The sequence below is a fragment of the Pseudomonas sp. DSV-1 genome (assembly GCF_035830915.1).
GTDB lineage: Bacteria > Pseudomonadota > Gammaproteobacteria > Pseudomonadales > Pseudomonadaceae > Aquipseudomonas.
The window spans coordinates 4,859,293-4,879,138 of sequence record NZ_JAYMYG010000001.1 but is presented as its reverse complement, the minus strand read 5'-3'; the positions used below and the strand labels follow the sequence as shown (position 1 = coordinate 4,879,138).

Annotated in this window: 14 protein-coding genes; 8 read left to right on the top strand and 6 right to left on the bottom strand. The window is 58.4% G+C overall.

Annotated features, from left to right (window positions below):
* Positions 1 to 65 precede the first annotated feature (65 nt).
* Entirely contained in the window at positions 66 to 1,472 is a 1,407-nt protein-coding gene (gene glnA, locus VSQ83_RS22590) for a glutamate--ammonia ligase (protein WP_095035246.1), read from the bottom strand.
* 332 nt (positions 1,473 to 1,804) lie between these two features.
* Between glnA and thiI the strand changes: the two genes are divergently transcribed.
* Both thiI and typA read left to right on the top strand, forming a co-directional pair.
* Positions 1,805 to 3,259 (top strand): tRNA uracil 4-sulfurtransferase ThiI, encoded by a 1,455-nt coding sequence (gene thiI, locus VSQ83_RS22585; RefSeq protein WP_133079133.1) that lies wholly within the window; start codon positions 1,805 to 1,807, stop codon positions 3,257 to 3,259.
* 140 nt (positions 3,260 to 3,399) lie between these two features.
* Positions 3,400 to 5,223: a translational GTPase TypA gene (typA, locus tag VSQ83_RS22580; RefSeq protein ID WP_133079134.1), complete on the top strand. Its 1,824-nt coding sequence runs from the start codon at positions 3,400 to 3,402 to the stop codon at positions 5,221 to 5,223.
* A gap of 119 nt (positions 5,224 to 5,342) precedes the next feature.
* Here typA and VSQ83_RS22575 read toward each other — a convergent pair whose 3' ends face one another.
* On the bottom strand, positions 5,343 to 5,780 hold the full coding sequence (locus VSQ83_RS22575) for a YkgJ family cysteine cluster protein (protein ID WP_037031547.1): 438 nt from the start codon (positions 5,778 to 5,780) through the stop codon (positions 5,343 to 5,345).
* 265 nt (positions 5,781 to 6,045) lie between these two features.
* Between VSQ83_RS22575 and VSQ83_RS22570 the strand changes: the two genes are divergently transcribed.
* The 4 genes from VSQ83_RS22570 (at position 6,046) to VSQ83_RS22555 (ending at position 10,829) form a co-directional block, all read left to right on the top strand.
* On the top strand, positions 6,046 to 8,493 hold the full coding sequence (locus tag VSQ83_RS22570; protein WP_133079135.1) for a glycogen/starch/alpha-glucan phosphorylase: 2,448 nt from the start codon (positions 6,046 to 6,048) through the stop codon (positions 8,491 to 8,493).
* Between the two features lie 232 nt (positions 8,494 to 8,725).
* Positions 8,726 to 9,736 carry a class 1 fructose-bisphosphatase gene (locus VSQ83_RS22565; protein ID WP_019821792.1) on the top strand — a complete coding sequence of 337 codons (1,011 nt, stop codon included), beginning with the start codon at positions 8,726 to 8,728 and terminating at the stop codon, positions 9,734 to 9,736.
* Between the two features lie 247 nt (positions 9,737 to 9,983).
* Complete coding sequence (bamE, locus tag VSQ83_RS22560) at positions 9,984 to 10,238, top strand: outer membrane protein assembly factor BamE domain-containing protein (RefSeq protein ID WP_133079136.1); 255 nt, start codon at positions 9,984 to 9,986, stop codon at positions 10,236 to 10,238.
* A 21-nt stretch (positions 10,239 to 10,259) separates the two neighbouring features.
* Entirely contained in the window at positions 10,260 to 10,829 is a 570-nt protein-coding gene (locus tag VSQ83_RS22555) for a lipocalin family protein (protein ID WP_133079137.1), read from the top strand.
* Positions 10,830 to 10,874: 45 nt separating this feature from the next.
* Here the strand turns inward: VSQ83_RS22555 and VSQ83_RS22550 are convergent, their stop codons facing one another.
* Positions 10,875 to 12,263 carry a CYTH domain-containing protein gene (locus VSQ83_RS22550; RefSeq protein WP_133079138.1) on the bottom strand — a complete coding sequence of 463 codons (1,389 nt, stop codon included), beginning with the start codon at positions 12,261 to 12,263 and terminating at the stop codon, positions 10,875 to 10,877.
* 156 nt (positions 12,264 to 12,419) lie between these two features.
* On the opposite strand from VSQ83_RS22550, the gene argE reads away from it, so the two are divergent.
* A complete protein-coding gene (gene argE / locus VSQ83_RS22545; RefSeq protein WP_326427567.1) occupies positions 12,420 to 13,562 on the top strand; it encodes an acetylornithine deacetylase in 1,143 nt (380 codons plus the stop codon).
* Between the two features lie 134 nt (positions 13,563 to 13,696).
* Entirely contained in the window at positions 13,697 to 14,995 is a 1,299-nt protein-coding gene (argA, locus tag VSQ83_RS22540; RefSeq protein WP_133079140.1) for an amino-acid N-acetyltransferase, read from the top strand.
* A gap of 217 nt (positions 14,996 to 15,212) precedes the next feature.
* On the opposite strand, the gene gshA is transcribed toward argA, so the two are convergent.
* The 3 genes from gshA to VSQ83_RS22525 form a co-directional block, all read right to left on the bottom strand.
* Positions 15,213 to 16,796 carry a glutamate--cysteine ligase gene (gene gshA / locus VSQ83_RS22535; protein WP_133079141.1) on the bottom strand — a complete coding sequence of 528 codons (1,584 nt, stop codon included), beginning with the start codon at positions 16,794 to 16,796 and terminating at the stop codon, positions 15,213 to 15,215.
* A 200-nt stretch (positions 16,797 to 16,996) separates the two neighbouring features.
* Positions 16,997 to 17,380: a PaaI family thioesterase gene (locus tag VSQ83_RS22530; protein ID WP_219262545.1), complete on the bottom strand. Its 384-nt coding sequence runs from the start codon at positions 17,378 to 17,380 to the stop codon at positions 16,997 to 16,999.
* On the bottom strand, positions 17,380 to 19,701 hold the full coding sequence (locus VSQ83_RS22525) for a Tex family protein (RefSeq protein WP_326427566.1): 2,322 nt from the start codon (positions 19,699 to 19,701) through the stop codon (positions 17,380 to 17,382). The genes VSQ83_RS22530 and VSQ83_RS22525 overlap by 1 nt, the downstream gene beginning before the upstream one ends.
* Positions 19,702 to 19,846: the final 145 nt, after the last annotated feature.

The following is a 19,846-nucleotide window of genomic DNA, read 5'->3' as shown; positions in this document are numbered from 1 at the left end:
GCCCACAAAAAAGCCTCCCGTAGGAGGCTTTTTCGAATCACGCCGCTTGCGCGGGCGTCATGGGATTAGCAGCTGTAGTACAGCTCGTATTCCAGTGGGTGTACGAAGGTACGAACCTGGATTTCTTCTTCGCTTTTCAGGGCGATGTAAGCGTCGATGAAGTCGTCGCTGAAAACGCCGCCTTTGGTCAGGAACGCACGACCTTTGTCCAGCTCTTCCAGGGCTTCTTTCAGGCTGCCGCAAACTTGTGGGATCTCTTTGGCCTCTTCAGGCGGCAGGTCATACAGGTTTTTGTCAGCTGCGTCGCCAGGGTGAGTCTTGTTCTGGATACCGTCCAGGCCAGCCATCATCAGTGCAGCGAAGCACAGGTACGGGTTGGCCGCTGGATCCGGGAAACGTGCTTCGATACGGCGAGCTTTAGGGCTGGACACGTAAGGAATACGGATCGATGCGGAACGGTTGCGAGCCGAGTAGGCCAGCATTACCGGAGCTTCGAAACCTGGTACCAGACGCTTGTAGGAGTTGGTAGCCGGGTTGGTGAAGCCGTTCAGTGCCTTACCGTGCTTGATGATGCCGCCGATGAAGTACAGAGCGGTGTCGGACAGGCCGGCATAGCCTTCGCCTGCGAAGGTGTTCTTGCCATCTTTGGAGATGGACATGTGAACGTGCATACCCGAGCCGTTGTCGCCGTACAGAGGCTTAGGCATGAAAGTAGCGGTACGGCCGTAGGCGTCTGCCACGTTGTGTACGCAGTATTTCAGGGTCTGAACTTCGTCAGCCTTTTTCACCAGAGTGTTGAACTGCACGCCGATTTCGTTCTGGCCGGCAGTTGCCACTTCGTGGTGGTGTACTTCGATAACCAGGCCCATTTCTTCCATGGCGTTGCACATGGAGGTACGGATTTCGTGGTCATGGTCGAACGGCGGAACTGGGAAGTAGCCACCTTTGACGCCTGGACGGTGGCCTTTGTTGCCGCCTTCCACGTCCTGGTCGGACATCCACGAACCTTGTTCGGAGTAGATCTTGAACATGGAACCGGAGATATCGGACTTGAACTTCACTTGGTCGAAAATGAAGAACTCTGGCTCCGGGCCGACGAAAACGGTGTCGCCGATACCGGTGGACTTCAGGTATTCCTCGGCACGGGTAGCGATGGCGCGTGGGTCGCGGTCATAGCCTTGCATGGTCGAAGGTTCGATGATGTCGCACACCAGGATCAGCGTAGGCTGTTCGGTGAACGGGTCCAGAACGGCAGTGCTGTCGTCTGGCAGCAGGATCATGTCGGACGCTTCGATGCCTTTCCAGCCAGCAATGGAGGAGCCGTCGAACATTTTGCCGTCGGTGAAGAAGTTTTCATCCAGCGCATCACGGGCCGGCATGGTCACGTGGTGCTGAGTGCCTTTGGTATCAGTGAAGCGCAGATCAATCCACTTGACGTCATGATCTTTGATGAGTTGAACCGACTTCGACATAGTGTCCTCCGGGGTGGCTTAGGGCGGGTAGTGGAATGCCCTTAATAAGTGGTTGATGCCGGCGCGAATACTCTGCCAAGGCAACCTGCCTCACAAGGGAGCAAATTGCATGCCAGTGCCCCGACTTGGGTTTAATGCCCCAATCTCAAGCAGGTTAGAGACGAAGACTACCGATTAGGCGCACTTATCGCACTCAAATGAAGCGATTAAAGGCATTTACGTCCCATTTTGGTGCGTCGAAAACCGTTTGTACGATAACTGGTTAAACCTTGAACAATTTCCGCTATAATCCGCGCCCCCCTTTTTTGGCAGGCTGCTCGCGCGCTGTTTTCATGAAACTAATCGTTAAAGTCTTCCCCGAAATCACTATCAAGAGCCGTCCGGTTCGGATGCGTTTCGTCCGTCAATTGGCTAAAAACATCCGTGCTGTGCTCCGCGATCTGGACCCGGCTGTGGTGGTGACGGGCGTGTGGGACAACATCGAACTGCAAACGCGCGTCAGTGATCCTAAAGCCTTGAAAGAAATGACCGAACGCCTGAGCTGCATGCCGGGCATCGCGCATTTCCTGCAAGTTGACGAGTACCCGCTGGGCGACTTCGACGACGTCGTTGAGAAGTGCAAATTGCACTTTGGCGATGCGCTGGCCGGCAAGATCTTTTCCGTGCGTTGCAAACGCGGTGGCAAGCACCCATTTACCTCGATGGAAATCGAGAAATACGTCGGCAGCAAGCTGCGTCGTGAGTGCGGTGCCGCCGGAATTGATCTGAAAAAGCCGGAAATTGAAGTGCGCTTCGAAATTCGCGACCAACGGTTGTTTGTGATTCACAGCCAGCACGACAGCATAGGCGGCTTCCCGCTGGGCTCTCTGGAACAGACCCTGGTGTTGATGTCCGGCGGTTTCGATTCCACCGTCGCGGCCTACCAGATCATGCGTCGCGGCCTGATGAGCCACTTCTGCTTCTTCAATCTGGGCGGACGTGCCCATGAACTGGGCGTGATGGAAGTCGCGCACTTTATATGGAAGAAGTACGGCAGCTCCCAGCGTGTGCTGTTTGTCAGCGTTCCGTTCGAAGAAGTTTTGGGCGAAATTCTCGGCAAAGTCGATAACAGTCATATGGGCGTCATTTTGAAGCGTATGATGTTGCGCGCTGCGACCCGTATTGCCGAACGTCTCGAAATTGAAGTGCTGGTGACGGGTGAAGCGATTTCCCAGGTGTCGAGCCAGACGCTGCCCAACTTGTCGCTGATTGACTCGGCTACCGACAAACTGGTGTTGCGTCCGCTGATTGCGAGCCACAAGCAGGACATCATTGATCAGGCGGTTGAAATCGGTACGGCCGATTTTGCCAAGCACATGCCTGAATATTGCGGGGTGATTTCGGTCAACCCCAAGACCCACGCCAAACGCAACCGCGTGGAGTACGAAGAACAACAGTTCGATATGGCCGTGCTCGAGCGAGCGCTTGAGCGGGCCAAAATGGTGCCGATTGATCGAGTGATCGAGGAATTGGGCCAGGACTTGCAAGTCGAAGAAGTCAGCGAAGTGCTGGCGGGCCAGATCGTGATCGACATCCGTCACCCGGATGCTCAGGAAGATCAACCGCTGGAACTGGCTGGCATCGAAGTACAAGCGTTGCCGTTCTATGCACTGAACAGCCGCTTCAAGGAACTGGATGACACTCGTCAGTACCTGTTGTATTGCGACAAAGGCGTGATGAGTCGCCTGCATGCTCACCATTTGCTCAGTGAGGGACATGCCAATGTGCGCGTTTATCGACCGAGCTAAGAGCCCGGGGCTGTATGCCTGTGGCCTGCGTCACCGGCCCCCCGACGCCACCGTCAAGCTGTAACGGCTTGCACGGACTCTACTGTTAATCGCTGCCTGGACTCAGTCAGCACACCGAATCCTCTGATCGAGATACACAAGTGATCGAAAATCTACGTAACATCGCCATCATTGCTCACGTTGACCACGGTAAAACTACCCTGGTAGACAAACTCTTGCGTCAATCCGGCACTCTGGAGCGCAACGAGCTCAACGACGAGCGCGTGATGGACTCCAACGACCAGGAAAAAGAGCGCGGCATTACCATTCTTGCCAAGAACACCGCTATTAACTGGAACGGCTACCACATCAACATCGTGGACACCCCGGGCCACGCCGACTTCGGCGGCGAAGTTGAACGCGTAATGTCGATGGTTGACTCCGTTCTGCTGCTGGTTGACGCTCAAGACGGCCCTATGCCGCAAACCCGTTTCGTGACCAAGAAGGCTTTCGAAGCCGGCCTGCGTCCAATCGTGGTGATCAACAAGGTTGACCGTCCAGGCGCGCGTCCGGACTGGGTTCTGGATCAGATCTTCGACCTGTTCGACAACCTGGGTGCTACCGAAGAACAGCTGGACTTCAAAGTAGTTTACGCCTCGGCCCTGAACGGTATTGCTGGTCTTGACCACACCGACATGGCTGAAGACATGACCCCGCTGTACCAGTCGATCGTCGACAACGTACCGGCTCCAAAAGTTGACCGTGACGGTCCATTCCAGATGCAAATCTCGGCACTGGACTACAACAGCTTCCTGGGCATTATCGGCGTTGGCCGTATCGCTCGTGGTCGCGTCAAGCCAAACACCCAGGTTGTGGCTATCGATGCCGACGGCAAGCGCCGTAATGGTCGTATCCTGAAGCTGATGGGTCACCACGGTCTGCACCGTATCGACGTTGACGAAGCAGCTGCCGGCGACATCGTCTGCATCAGCGGCTTCGACCAGCTGTTCATCTCCGACACTCTGTGCGACCCACTGAATGTTGAAGCGATGAAGCCGCTGACCGTTGACGAACCTACCGTTTCGATGACCTTCCAGGTTAACGACTCGCCGTTCTGCGGCCGTGAAGGCAAGTTCGTAACCAGCCGTAACATCAAAGAGCGTCTGGACAAAGAACTGCTGTACAACGTTGCTCTGCGCGTTGAAGAAGGCGACACCGCTGACAAGTTCAAAGTGTCTGGCCGTGGTGAGCTGCACTTGTCCGTACTGATCGAAACCATGCGTCGCGAAGGCTTCGAAATGGGTGTTGGTCGTCCGGAAGTGATCATCCGCATGGTTGACGGCGTTAAGCACGAACCGTACGAAAACGTAACCATCGACCTGCCAGAAGAATCCCAGGGTTCAATCATGGAACAGATCGGTATCCGTAAAGGCGATCTGACCAACATGGTTCCGGATGGCAAGGGTCGTGTTCGTCTTGAATACAACATCCCTGCACGTGGCCTGATCGGTTTCCGTAACGAGTTCCTGACTCTGACTTCGGGCGCTGGCATCCTGACCTCGATCTTCGACCGTTACGACGTGATGAAGTCGGGCGACATGTCCGGCCGTCAGAACGGCGTTCTGGTTTCGGTTGCTACCGGTAAGGCTCTGACTTACTCGCTGGAAACCCTGCAAGCTCGCGGCAAACTGTTCCTGGGTCACGGTGAAGACGTGTACGAAGGTCAAATCGTCGGCATCAACAGCCGCGACAACGACCTGGGCGTTAACCCAACCAAAGGCAAGAAGCTCGACAACATGCGTGCTTCGGGTAAAGACGAAACCATCGCTTTGGTTCCGCCTATCCGCTTCACTCTGGAGCAAGCTCTGGAATTCGTACAGGAAGATGAACTGTGCGAAGTAACGCCTAAGTCCATCCGTCTTCGTAAGAAGATCCTGGGCGAAAGCGAGCGTACCCGCGCTGCGAAGAAATCCGGTAACAACTAAGTTATTTAGTTAGCCGTAAAAAAACGCCCCCGACCTTGCGGTCGGGGGCGTTTTTTTATGTCCGGGTTTTAGACGTTTACCTGTAGCCGCAGCCGGCGGCAGTGGCTACAGGTGATGCCTTAGAAAACCATCAACTTCTCGCTGCTGTTCTTGCGCTCAACGGCTTTAGGCACGTAGGCGCAATAACCAGGGCGGGGGCCCACTCGCGGGTGGTTGCGGCAGGTGTCCGGGCGGATTTCATAGATGGTGCACATCCGTGACTTGCGATCCAGATACAGGCAGTCGTTGTTGCTCATGCGCTGCAACGTGAAAATCCCGGACTTCTGGTTGAAGCGCTCCACGATCCCTTCTTTTTGCAGGCGCTTGGCGATGTTCTTCGGTGGGTCGCCCATCTCGAATTCATCGACGATGCCGATGCGGATCAGGTCTTTGATCTTGACCTCGACCGGCAACGTGCAGCAGCTGGAAATGCAGGAGCCGCACATGGGCGCGGAGTATTTGGCCCAGGTATCGAGACGGTCGATTTCCGCGGCGGCGATCAGGTTGGACTTCATCAGGCTTGTATTCCAGCGTGCATCAGGGCGCGCGATCATACCGGTGTTGATGAATGTGTGAACAACCATTTGCCGGTTTTTCGATCAGGGCCATGTTTTAAAGCATTCAACGGCGTATTTGCCTCGTTTTGGGGCATCGCACATGTCGTCAGTTTTATTTAAACAATCACCCAAAAAAATCTTTAACCAAGTCACTTTGTTTCTGTCCAAGCGTCTAGGCTGACACCATTCGTTCTTCAAATCGCCCATCTCGATTGAGGTTGTATCGATGTCCCAGGAACCGCTTGTTCGTGACGCACAGGTGGCGGCTTTCCGTGCCGCTGTAGTAGCCAAACTGACTTACGCGGTGGGTAAGGACCCGGAACACGCGTTTGACCATGACTGGTTTGAAGCTATTGCTCTGGCCGCCCGCGACCATATGGTCGAGCACTGGATGGACCACACGCGCCAGATTTATCGCAAGGACCAGAAACGGGTGTACTACCTGTCGCTGGAATTTCTGATCGGCCGCTTGCTGTATGACAGTCTGAGCAATCTGGGGCTGCTGGAGGTGGCCCGCGAAGCACTGACCGAGCTTGGGGTCGATCTGGAGCGTATCCGCCTGCTGGAGCCGGATGCGGCGCTGGGCAACGGCGGTCTGGGCCGGTTGGCCGCCTGCTTTATGGAAAGCATGTCGACCCTGGGCATTGCGGCTCACGGCTACGGCATCCGCTACGAGCACGGTCTGTTTCGCCAGAGCATTGTCGACGGCTGGCAACAGGAGCAGACCGAGAACTGGCTGGACTTTGGCAACCCCTGGGAGTTCGAGCGTGCCGAGGTGTTGTACTCGGTCGGCTTTGGCGGTTCGGTCGAGACCAAACAGGATGAGCAGGGCCAGCTACGCCAGATCTGGTGGCCGGGCGAGACCGTACGGGCCATTGCGTATGACACCCCCGTAGTGGGTTGGCGCGGGGCCAGCGTCAACACCTTGCGCCTGTGGCGGGCGAGGGCGCTGCACGATTTGAACCTGGGCCGGTTCAACGCGGGCGACCATTTGGGTGCAGTGGCCGAAGTGGTGCGGGCTGAAAGCATCTCTCGCGTGCTGTACCCGGCTGACAGCAACGAAGCGGGGCAAGAGCTGCGCCTGCGCCAGGAGTTCTTCTTTGTATCGGCCTCGCTGCAGGACCTGCTGCGTCGTCATCTGCATGTGCATGACACGCTGTTGAACCTGGCCGAGCATGTCTCGATCCAGCTCAATGACACCCATCCCTCGATTGCCGTTGCCGAGTTGATGCGCATTCTGGTCGATGAACACGGCATCGAGTGGCACGCGGCGTGGCAGGTCACGGTCGATACCCTGTCATACACCAACCACACGCTGCTTCCGGAGGCGCTCGAAACCTGGCCCGTTGGCTTGATGGAGCGCCTGTTGCCGCGTCATATGCAGATTATTTATCTGATCAACGCGCACCATATCGATGCGTTGCGGGCCAAGGGTATTCACGACTTTGACGTGCTGCGTGCGGTTTCGCTGATTGAAGAGGACCACGGGCGGCGAGTGCGCATGGGCAACCTGGCCTTCCTGGGCTCCCACAGCGTGAACGGGGTATCCGGGCTGCACACGCAGTTGATGCGCAGCACCGTGTTTGCCGAACTGCACAAGCTCTACCCTGATCGGATCAACAACAAAACCAACGGTGTCACCTTTCGCCGCTGGCTGTTCCAGGCCAACCCACCGTTGACCTCGATGCTGGTGGATGCACTGGGGCCCGATGTCCTTGATGAAACCGAGTACAAGCTGATCAAGCTGGAGCCTTTTGCCGAGCGTGCCGATTTTCGCAAACGTTTCGCCGAACAGCGCCTGCAAAGCAAATGCACCCTGGCGGCGCTGATTTATGAGCGTTTGGGTATCGTGGTCAACCCTGAAGCGATGTTCGATGTGCAGGTCAAACGGATTCACGAGTACAAGCGTCAGCTGCTCAACCTGATGCACACCGTGGCGCTGTACCAGGCCATTCGTGCCGAGCCGGGTAATCATTGGGTGCCACGGGTGAAGATTTTTGCCGGCAAGTCGGCGGCCAGTTATGAACAGGCCAAACTCATCATCAAACTGGCCAACGACATCGCCCGCACCGTCAACAATGACCCCACCGTGCGTGGTTTGCTCAAGGTGGTGTTTATCCCCAACTACAACGTCAGCCTGGCCGAAAGCATCATTCCGGCGGCGGATCTGTCCGAGCAGATATCCACTGCAGGCTACGAAGCATCGGGCACCAGCAACATGAAATTCGGCCTTAACGGCGCACTGACCATCGGCACGATGGATGGGGCCAACGTGGAGATGTGCGAGCGGGTCGGGGCGGACAACATGTTTATCTTCGGGCTCAGTTCGCAGCAGGTTGAAGCGCGCAAACACAATGGCGAGTTCCACGCGGCGCCGGATGTGGCCGCATCCCATCGGCTCAATGATGTGCTGCAGGCGATTCGCGGCGGGGTGTTTTCACACGATGACCCGGCGCGCTACACCGGGCTGGTGGACTCACTTATTGAGTACGACCGGTTTCTGGTGTGTGCGGATTTCGATGCTTATTGGGATGCGCAGATGCGTGTGGAACACCTGTGGCAGGACAAGGACGAGTGGTGGCGCAAGGCGGTGCTGAACACGGCGCGCATGGGCTGGTTCTCATCGGACCGCACCATTCGTGAGTACGCCACCGACATCTGGAAAGCGCTGTAACGCACCTGTAGTCGCTGCCGCAGGCTGCGAAGGGGGCATTTAGCCCTTGAGAGCACGGGTTGCTCTGCAACCCTTCGCAGCCTGCGGCAGCGATCACAGGGTTTTTTGCAGGTGATTTAAGGGTTCAGCAGAACCCGCTCTGTCGGTTCTGAGTCTGATTAGAAGATTTGCACGGCAACACGCGCTAAACTGCGCGGGTTTTTCGCCCCCTCCCCATTGTTCGGAGCCTTACATGTCCCGCGTTACCCTGAGTCGCTATTTGATCGAGCAGACCCGCAGCAACAACACGCCTGCTGATTTGCGTTTCCTCATCGAAGTGGTGGCGCGTGCTTGCAAAGAGATCAGCCACGCCGTGTCCAAAGGCGCCCTGGGTGGTGTTCTGGGCAGCATGGGCACCGAAAACGTACAAGGTGAAGTGCAGAAGAAACTCGACGTGATTTCCAACGAGATCCTGCTCGAAGCCAACGAATGGGGCGGTCACCTGGCCGGCATGGCGTCCGAAGAAATGGACAATGCCTACCAGATCCCGGGCAAGTACCCGAAAGGCGCCTACCTGCTGGTATTCGACCCACTGGACGGTTCGTCGAACATTGATATCAACGCTCCGGTCGGCACTATCTTCTCTGTGCTGCGTTGCCCGAACGAATACCTGACCCAGAATGAGCCGTTGAACGAAAAGGCCTTCCTGCAGCCAGGCACCCAGCAGGTAGCTGCCGGCTATGCCATCTACGGTCCTCAGACCATGCTGGTATTGACCCTGGGCGACGGCGTTAAAGGCTTCACCCTGGACCGTGAAATGGGCAGTTTCGTTCTGACCCACGAAGACATCACCATTCCTGAAACCACCCAGGAATTTGCCATCAACATGTCCAACCAGCGTCACTGGGAAGCTCCGGTCCAACGCTATGTAGACGAGTTGCTGGCGGGCGAAGAAGGTCCGTTGAACAAAAACTTCAACATGCGTTGGGTGGCCGCGATGGTTGCCGACGTACACCGTATCCTGACCCGCGGTGGCCTGTTCATGTACCCGCGCGACAGCCGTGAGCCGTCCAAACCGGGCAAGCTGCGCTTGATGTACGAAGCCAATCCGATGTCGTTCCTGGTTGAACAGGCTGGCGGTGCGTCCACTGACGGCCATCAGCGCATCCTCGACATCCAGCCTGAAGGCCTGCACCAGCGTGTAGCGGTGTACCTGGGCTCGAAAGAAGAAGTGGCGCGCATTACCGATTACCACAAAGCCTAAGCACGCCTCACTGCCCCCTCCTGTGGGAGCGGGCTTGCTCGCGATAGCATCGATACGGTCAATCAGTTGAACCGGGTTGCATGCATCGCGAGCAAGCTCGCTCCCACAGGTGTTTCAGATCATTGTCTTTGCCTGACTGACCCCCCTCGCCAAACAAATCCCTGCACCCTGCGGGAACCACCCTGCACTTTTCTCTTCTAAGCTTGCATCAGGCATCTATGCCGACCTTTCCATGCAGGAGCTTTCCATGAAGTTGCGTACTTTGGCGGTGTTGTCGTTCTGCGTATTGCTGGCGGCGTGCAGCAAGATCAATCAACAAAACTACTCAAAACTGTCGGCAGGCATGACCAAGGCTGAGGTTGAACAGCTGCTGGGCAGCCCGACCGATTGTTCGGGTGCATTGGGGGTGTCGAGCTGCACCTGGGGCGATCAGAAGAGCTTTATCAGCGTGCAATACGCGGGCGATAAAGTGCTGATTTTTTCGGGGCAGGGTCTGAAGTAATACCGCTCAGGAGCGTTCGCGATGAAACGTCTTTTAGTCAGCCTGGGGGCCGCACTGTTGCTGGCCGGGTGCGCGGGTTCCAGCAGCGATTCGCTGGCGCCCAACACCGTTGCAAGCGTCGATCTCAAACGCTATCAGGGCACTTGGTATGAGTTGGCGCGCTTGCCGATGTTCTTCCAGCGCAACTGTGCGCAGTCCGAAGCCCATTACAGCTTGAAGCCTGACGGTAACGTAGCCGTGTTGAACCGCTGCCGCACAGCAGAGGGCAAGTGGGAAGAGGCAAAGGGCACGGCAACGCCGCAGGTGGAGGGTAAAACCGACAAGCTGTGGGTCGAGTTCGACAATTGGGTATCAACAGTACTGCCGGGTGTCACCAAGGGCGACTACTGGGTGTTGTACCTGGGGGACGACTACAGCACGGCGCTGGTGGGCAACCCCGACCGCCGCTATTTGTGGTTGTTGTCGCGCAAACCGCAGGTTGATCAGCAAACCCGTGATGAATTGCTCAGCAAGGCTCAGCAGCAGGGCTACGACACGTCACGTTTGATCTGGCGTACGCCGGATGCACAGATGCCCAAAGACACCCAATAAACAAAAACGCCCCTCAGTTGGCACCAAGGGGCGTTGGCTGGGCGCTTAGGCGCGCAGCAGGGTCTTCCATGCGCGGTTCTGGTACACGGCGATGGCTTGCTGCTTACGGGCATTGAGCAACTCGTCGTTGTGCTCTGCGTCGTCAGTGATTGGCAGGTTGGCCAATTCCTGCAGCTTGTTCATCTCGCCGTACAAACGGTCCAGTTCCGGAATTTCCAGCACGTTACGCGCCAGACGCAACCAGGCCTGAATGCGCTCGATGCGCGGCAGTTGCTCGGCCAGATCTTCGGGTTGCTGCTGGTAGCGGTTCAAGCGCAAGGCAATCGCCTCATCCGACAACAAGCGCGGCAGCCAGCTGTGCAGTTGTGCGGCGCCTTGACGGTTGCCACGGGTGGTGCCGCGATCAACGGTCCAGCTGCGCGCCATCAACCAGCGCGAAGTGTTCAGTGAGAACTGGCCCCAGCGCGGGTCTTCCAGCTCTTCAAGGAACTGCTCAGGGGCGGCTTTACGAACGTCTTCGTCGTCCTGGCCGATCTGAACCAGCGGGCGCCAGTCTTCAAGCAGGGCGTCCAGCTCAGCACGCAAGGTGCTGGTGGACTGGCGTGGAGCGGCTTGACCCAGGCTGCTGACCAGCGCGCGCAGGTCAATCAATTGCTGAACCCAGTCCTGCAGCAAACGCCAGTGGCCATTGAAACGGTACTGCTCGGCCAGACGCTGGCTGTTGCCCAGCAAGTGCCAGGCCAGGGCGGCGAAGGCATCGTCCAGTGGCGTCTCGGGTGTCAGCTCTGGGGCGGGCAGGTTGACGCTGTAGCTGTTGGCGTCGAACAGGCGATAGCCACGTTCGGCCTTGCTGATGTCACAAGGCATCAGGGCCAGCTTCTCGGCCAGTTCTGCAGCCAGTTCCAGCAGGGCAGATGGCTCGCCTTCGCGCAGTTCGAGTTCCAGTTCGCAGATTTCTTCTTTCTGCTTGCCGGCAATCACGTGACCCAGGTCCAGGGCCGCTTCGATGACCACTTTGGCCTTGCCGCGGCCCCAGGAGATTTCAGCGCGTTCACGTACGAAATCAGTGGTGAAGATTGGCTTCAGGGTTTTTTTGTCCAGCTCGGCCAACTCTTCTGGCCAGCATTCGCCGTCGAGCTTCTTGATGTCGAGCTTGGCTTTCGGCAGGTTCCAGTCGTACTCATTACGCTCGGACAAACCGGCGATGCTTTGGCCGCGGGTCTTGAGGGTCTGAATCACGTCTTCGCCATCGCGGCGCAGGCGCAGGGCAACCTTGGCCTTGGCCAGATCGCGCTCAGGCGTGTCGAAGTACTGGTTCAACAACTCACGGCTTTCCCAGCCACTTTTGTTGCGCTTTTTCAGCAAGGGGTGCTCGCGCAGGGCGGCGAGGGTTTCGCGGCTGACGCGGAGTTTGATTTCGGTTTCTTTCTGCATGGCCGGAAAATCCAGGATCGGTGCGCAGCCGGGAAAAGTGTGGCTGCCAAGGCCGTGCAGTGTACAGGACAAGCCGCCCCGGCGCGCCGAACGGGTTTATTCTGCGCTGCAGATGGCTCTATGATGGGCCTCGCCCCGCCAACAGGAAGTCAGCGCATGCCTTTACCTTCCATGAAAGAGCAGTTCGCTGCCTTGATCGCCACACCGTCGGTCAGTTGCACCCAGCCTTATCTGGATCAGTCCAATCGCGGGGTGATCGATTTGCTGGCCACCTGGCTGAGCGAGCTGGGCTTTAGCTGCGATATCCAGCAGATCAGCCCCGGCAAGTTCAACTTGCTTGCCACCTTCGGCAGCGGTCCCGGAGGACTGGTGTTGGCCGGTCATAGCGACACCGTGCCCTACGATGAAGCGCTGTGGCAGACCGATCCACTCAAGCTGACAGAAGTGGATAACCGCTGGGTAGGCCTTGGCAGTTGCGACATGAAGGGTTTTTTCGCGCTGGTGATCGAAGCGGTGCGCCCGTTGCTCGATCAACCGTTCAAGCAGCCGCTGCTGATTCTGGCCACGTGCGACGAAGAGACATCGATGGCTGGCGCCAGGGCGCTGGTCGAAGCCGGCAGGCCGCTGGGCCGTGCCGCGGTGATTGGCGAGCCGACCGGACTCAAGCCGATCCGCATGCACAAGGGGGTGATGATGGAGCGCATCGAGATTCTCGGGCGCAGTGGCCACTCATCCGACCCAAGCCTGGGGCACAGCGCCCTTGAAGCCATGCACGATGCGATCAGCGAACTCAAAGGCCTGCGTCAGCAGTGGCTCAACGAATACCGCAACCCGCAGTTCAGCGTGCCGCAGCCGACCCTGAACTTTGGCTGTATTCATGGTGGCGATAACCCGAACCGTATTTGCGGGCAGTGCTCGCTGGAATTTGACCTGAGACCGTTACCGGGCATGGACCCCAACGAGCTGCGGGCCATCATTCGCAGCAAGCTGCAACCTTTGGCCGAGCGCCATCAGGTGAAAATTGATTTCGCGTCCATTGCAGCCGGAGTGCCGCCATTCGAACAGGACGCCGATGCAGAGCTGGTACGGGTGGCCGAACGACTCACCGGCCATCGCGCGCAAGCAGTGGCGTTTGGCACCGAAGCGCCTTATCTTCAGCAGCTTGGCTGCGAAACGCTGGTACTGGGCCCGGGCGACATCGCCTGTGCGCATCAGCCGGGGGAATACCTGGAAATGTCACGTTTGCAGCCGACCGTGCGTCTACTGACTCAACTGGTCGAACACTATTGCCTGAAATAGTGGCGATCCCCTTTGCTTTTCACACAAGGAGAACACGCGTGTTGCCGACCCTGTTTCGACGATAACCATCAGCCCGATGTGCGTTTGCTGTTTTAGCCCTTTTTTAGGCGATTTATTTTTTACAGGCTTTGGTTATGCACGATTACGTTAACTGGTTGCGTCACGCGTCTCCTTACATCAATGCCCACCGCGATTGCACCTTTGTCGTCATGCTCCCCGGCGACGGTGTGGCGCATCCCAATTTTGGCAATATCGTCCACGACCTGGTGCTGTTGCACAGCCTGGGCGTGCGCCTGGTGCTGGTTCACGGCTCGCGTCCGCAAATCGACAGCCGCCTTGAAGCCCGTGGTCTGGTGCCGTACTACCACAACGGCATGCGCGTCACCGACGCCTCCACCCTGGAATGCGTGATCGACGCCGTGGGGCAGTTGCGCATCGCGATTGAGGCGCGCTTGTCGATGGACATGGCATCTTCGCCGATGCAGGGCTCGCGCCTGCGGGTAGCGAGCGGCAACCTGGTGACGGCACGGCCGATCGGCGTGCTCGATGGCGTGGACTTCCACCACACCGGCGAAGTCCGTCGTGTCGACCGCAAGGGCATCAACCGTCTGCTCGATGAGCGCTCGATTGTGTTGCTATCGCCCTTGGGCTACTCGCCGACCGGTGAGATTTTCAACCTGGCGTGTGAAGACGTCGCCACCCGTGCCGCTATCGACCTGGCGGCTGACAAGCTGCTGTTGTTCGGCGCCGAGTCCGGCTTGCTCGACGCAGAAGGGCGCTTGGTGCGCGAGCTGCGCCCACAGCAAGTGCCTGCCCACATGAAGCGTTTGGGCAGCGACTACCAGGCCGAGCTGCTGGAAGCGGCGGCCGAGGCCTGCAGCGGTGGTGTGGCTCGTAGCCATATCGTCAGCTATGCCGAAGATGGCGCCTTGCTGACGGAGCTGTTCACCCGTCATGGTGGTGGTACGTTGGTGGCCCAGGAGCAATTCGAACTGATCCGTGAAGCAGCGATTGAAGACGTCGGCGGTTTGCTGGACCTGATCAGCCCGCTGGAAGAACAGGGCATTCTGGTGCGTCGCTCGCGAGAAGTGCTGGAGCGTGAGATCGAACAGTTCAGCGTGGTTGAGCGCGAAGGGATGATTATCGCCTGTGCGGCGCTGTATCAGATTGCTGATTCGGATGCGGGGGAGCTGGCGTGCCTGGCGGTGAATCCGGAGTACCGTCATGGTCGCCGTGGGGATGAGCTGCTGGAACGCATCGAAAACCGCGCCCGGGCACAAGGGTTGAAAACCCTGTTCGTATTAACCACGCGTACTGCGCACTGGTTCCGTGAACGCGGGTTTGAACCTAGCGGTGTCGAGCGCCTGCCGGCGGCGCGAGCGTCGCTGTACAACTATCAGCGTAACTCCAAGATCTTCGAGAAAACGCTGTAAAGCGCCTGTGGCTCCCTCACCTTATGCAGCCTCCAAAACTTTGTAGTCGCTGAGGAGCGGAGCGAGGCTGCGATCGAGCGCGAAGCGGTCGTAAACCCGGTGAGCGTGGTGTATCTGACACACCGCAGCGAATGGATTTACGGCCGCTGCGCAGCCGATCGCAGCCTCGTGCCTCGTCAGCGACTACAGCAAAGGCTTTGAGGGGCTTTTGATCTGCCTAGTTACTGATCGCCAAAATACTCGCCTGATACGAGGCCACAAACAGGTCGAAGTCGCCTTCTTCTGTTTGTTCGGTCTGGATCTGTTCGAGCAATGACTTGCGTGCTTTCTCTTCAAACGCGGCCTGATCTTCTGCGCTCAACGGTTCGCTACGGAAGAACTCGGCATGGGCCAGGCTTTGGCGCATCGAGAACTGGGCGAAGCTTTCGTTGTGCTCACTCATGCTGGCCAGCACTCTGGCAGACGGCGTCAGTGACACGTCCTTGATCTTGGCCAACTGTTCGTCGACGGCTTTGCTGTGGTGATCGCCACCGTGGCTCTGGTCGAGCAGGGCGGCCAGCGGCGCGATTTTTTCCAGCAGTTCTGCCGCCCATTCCTTCATGTCGACGGCTGCACCATCACGCTGCAGTTGCAGGCCCGGACGGCGACCCTCCATGACTACGCTCAGGAAGTTCGAAGAGCAGCTGCCGCACCCTGTGCTGTCGAACTGCGGGCTGTCTTGCAGCGCGCAATACAGCAGGAAGGCGTCCAGAAAACGTGCCTCTGGCAGGTCAATGCCCACCGGCAGGAACGGGTTGATATCCAGCAAACGCACTTCAACGTACTGCACGCCACGGGACACCAGGGCCTGAATCGGCCGCTCGCCGGTGTAGGTCACACGCTTGGGACGGATGTTGGAGTAGTACTCGTTTTCGATTTGCAGGATGTTGGTGTTCAACTGCACCCATTCACCATCCTTGTGCGTGCCGATTTCAACATAAGGCGCGTAAGGTGTGGCCACTGCTTTGCGCAGGCTGTCGGTGTAGCTGTCCAGATTGTTGTAGCACGGCGTCAGGCCAGCCTGGGCGTTGCTCTGGTAACCCAGGTCGCTCATGCGCAGGCTGGTGGCGTACGGCAGGTAGAGCGTGTCGGGGTCCAGTTGTTCCAGCTGGTGTGAACGACCGCGCAAAAAGCCGGCGTCCAGCGCTGGGGAGGCACCGAACAGGTACATCAGCAGCCAGCTGTAACGACGGAAGTTGCGAATCAGGGCGATGTAGGCGTTCGACTGATAGTCGCGCTCGGTACCCACAAAGCCTTCGGCCTGCATCAGCACGGGCCACAGAGCCTCGGGCAGGGAGAAGTTGTAATGGATACCGGCGATGCACTGCATGGTCTTGCCGTATCGCAGGGCCAGGCCCTTGCGGTACACGTACTTGAGCTGCCCGATGTTGGACGTGCCGTAGTAGGCAATCGGGATATCTTCTTCGGCCGGCAACGGGCACGGCATCGAAGGGCTCCACAGGAACTCGTTGCCGAGCTTGCTGTAGGCAAAGCGGTGGATCTTGTCGAGGCTGGCCAGCGTCTGCGCCGGATCGGGCAGGGCCGGGGTGATGAACTCCAGCAGCGATTCGGAATAGTCGGTGGTGATTTGATCGTTGGTCAGCGCCGAGCCCAATTCTTCAGGGTGCGGGGTCTGAGCAAGGCGTGCGTCAGGCGTGACGCGCAGGCATTCGCGCTCGATGCCGTGCAGGCATTGCTCAAGCAGAGTGAGGTTAGCGCGCTCGCTGAGCAGAGCCAGGCGGCGGTTGAGAAGTTGGCTCAAGTTGGATTCCTTCACGCGTCAGTCGCCCCAATATGGGGGTGGTCAGGACGGTCTACAAGGGTGAAGTTGAAACCGGCGTGGTCGCCTGGCTTTTGTTGATACTGCTTTGGCCCCGTCCCTGTTTCGGCCCCTGAGCGCTCCAAGCGCCTTCCGGCACCGCGTCAGCAGTACCGAAATTAACTCAAATGACCCCGTGGCGGCTACAGGACAGCGAACGTGCCTTGTGCTTTTGCGACCAGTTTGTCGCTCTGGAATACATCGGCTTCGACCACCAGCGTGCGTCGTCCGGGGTGGATGACTTTGGCGATGCACAGCACGTCGCCTTCAGACACCGCGCGGATGTAGTTGATCTTGCACTCGATGGTCGCGCTCTGCTGATCGAATCCATGGGCGCTGGAACACGCCAGCCCCATGCTGATATCGACCAGGCTGAACAGCGCGCCACCGTGCAGCTTGCCACCCCGGTTGCGCAGTTGCGGCTCCAGGCTTAGCGCTACGTGCGCCACGCCGTCTTCCACCGACTGCACGCGGCAACCGATCAACTCGCTGAAAGCGCTTTGGGTCAGGCCGTCCGGGAGCGCCATTAGCGTTTCTTCAACTGTTTGGCGTTGGCAAACAGCGAAGCCATCGCGTTGTTGCTTGGCGCGGCGGCAACGGTTTCTTTACGGGGTGCGGTGTTTTGCTGGCGCGGGGCGGAACCCGGGCGTGCACCACGGGCGCCGTCGATCTTCTCGCCCGGGGTGTCGCTCATGCGCATCGACAGGCCAACGCGTTTGCGCGGGATGTCGACTTCCATGACCTTGACCTTGACCACGTCACCGGCTTTCACGGCTTCACGCGGGTCCTTGATGAACTTCTCGGACAATGCCGAGATGTGCACAAGGCCGTCCTGATGCACGCCGATATCGACGAAAGCCCCGAAGTTGGTCACGTTGGTCACCACGCCTTCCAGGATCATGCCCAGTTGCAGGTCCTTGAGGTCTTCGACGCCTTCCTGGAACTCAGCCGTCTTGAACTCGGGACGCGGGTCGCGGCCCGGTTTTTCCAGCTCTTGCAGAATGTCGGTCACGGTCGGCAGGCCGAAGGTTTCGTCGGTGAACTTCTTCGGGTCCAGACGCTTCAAGAAGCTCGCGTCGCCGATCAGCGAGCGGATGTCGCGCTCGGTGTCCGAAGCAATGCGCTTGACCAGCGGGTAGGCCTCGGGGTGAACCGCCGAGCTGTCCAATGGGTTATCGCCATTCATTACGCGCAAGAAACCTGCCGCTTGCTCGAAGGTTTTTTCGCCCAGGCGGCTGACTTTTTTCAGCGCCGCACGGGTTTTGAACGCGCCGTTCTCGTCGCGATGACTGACGATGTTTTGCGCCAGCGTGGCGTTGAGGCCCGAGATGCGTGCCAGGAGCGCCACGGATGCGGTGTTCACGTCCACGCCCACGGCGTTTACGCAATCTTCAACCACAGCGTCCAGGCCACGTGCCAGTTTGAGTTGGGACACGTCGTGCTGGTACTGACCCACACCAATGGACTTGGGATCGATCTTCACCAGTTCGGCCAGCGGGTCTTGCAGGCGGCGGGCAATGGACACGGCACCACGGATCGATACGTCCAGGTCCGGGAATTCCTTGGCCGCCAGTTCCGAGGCCGAGTACACCGAAGCACCGGCTTCAGAGACCATCACCTTGGTGACTTTCAGGGCCGGGTATTTTTTCATCAGGTCGATGACCAGCTTGTCGCTTTCGCGGCTGGCAGTGCCGTTGCCGATGGCGATCAGCTCCACCGAGTGCTTGGCGCACAGGGCGGCCATGACCGAGATCGTCTGATCCCATTTGTTGTGCGGTACGTGGGGGTACACGGTGGCGTATTCCAGCAGCTTGCCGGTGGCATCGACCACGGCAATCTTGCAGCCGGTGCGCAGGCCCGGGTCCAGGCCCAGGGTGGCGCGCGGGCCAGCAGGTGCGGCCAGTAGCAGGTCGTGCAGGTTGTGGGCGAATACGTTGATCGCTTCGGTTTCAGCACCGTCGCGCAACTCACCCAGCAAGTCGGTTTCAAGGTGGGTGTAGAGCTTGACCTTCCAGGTCCAGCGCACCACTTCGCCCAGCCACTTGTCCGCCGGGCGGTTCTGGTTTTGCAGGCCGAAACGTTCGGCAATCATCATCTCGCCGGGATGCATCGACCCAGGCAGTTCTTCGCCCACTTTGAGCGAAGAACTGAGAATACCTTCGTTGCGACCACGGAAAATCGCCATCGCACGGTGAGAAGGCATGCTTTTGAGCGGCTCATCGTGTTCGAAGTAGTCGCGGAACTTGGCGCCTTCTTCTTCTTTGCCAGCGATCACGCGGGCACTGAGAATGGCTTCGTTCTTGAGGAAGCTGCGCAGTTTGTCCAGAAGGCTGGCGTCTTCGGCGAAGCGCTCCATGAGGATGTACTTGGCGCCGTCGAGGGCCACCTTGGTATCAGGCACCCCTTTTTCTGCGTCGATAAAACGGGCAGCTTCGGTTTCAGGGTTGCGTGTCGGGTCGTTGAACAGGCCATCTGCCAACTCGCCAAGGCCTGCTTCCAGGGCGATCTGGCCCTTGGTGCGGCGTTTTTGCTTGTAAGGCAGGTACAAGTCTTCGAGGCGGGTTTTGGTCTCGGCGAGTTTGATGTCGCGGGCGAGTTCGGGTGTCAATTTGCCTTGTTCTTCGATGCTGGCGAGGATGCTCACGCGCCGTTCGTCGAGTTCACGCAGATAGCGCAGGCGTTCTTCCAGATGACGTAACTGGGTGTCATCCAGGCTGCCGGTCACTTCCTTACGGTAGCGAGAAATGAAGGGTACGGTGGAGCCTTCATCCAGAAGAGCGACGGCCGCTTCGACCTGCTGCGGGCGCACGCCAAGTTCTTCGGCGATGCGGCTGTTGATGCTGTCCATAAAACCACCTGACAAATTGTGATGCAGGCTCGCAGGCCCGGGCTTGAAGGCCTGCGAGGCTGGTTGAGCGGCCCGGAGGGCGCCGCTACCTGGGCCAAAAGGGCAGCCTGTTGACCCGTGAAATCAGCAAATTACGGCAGGTGTT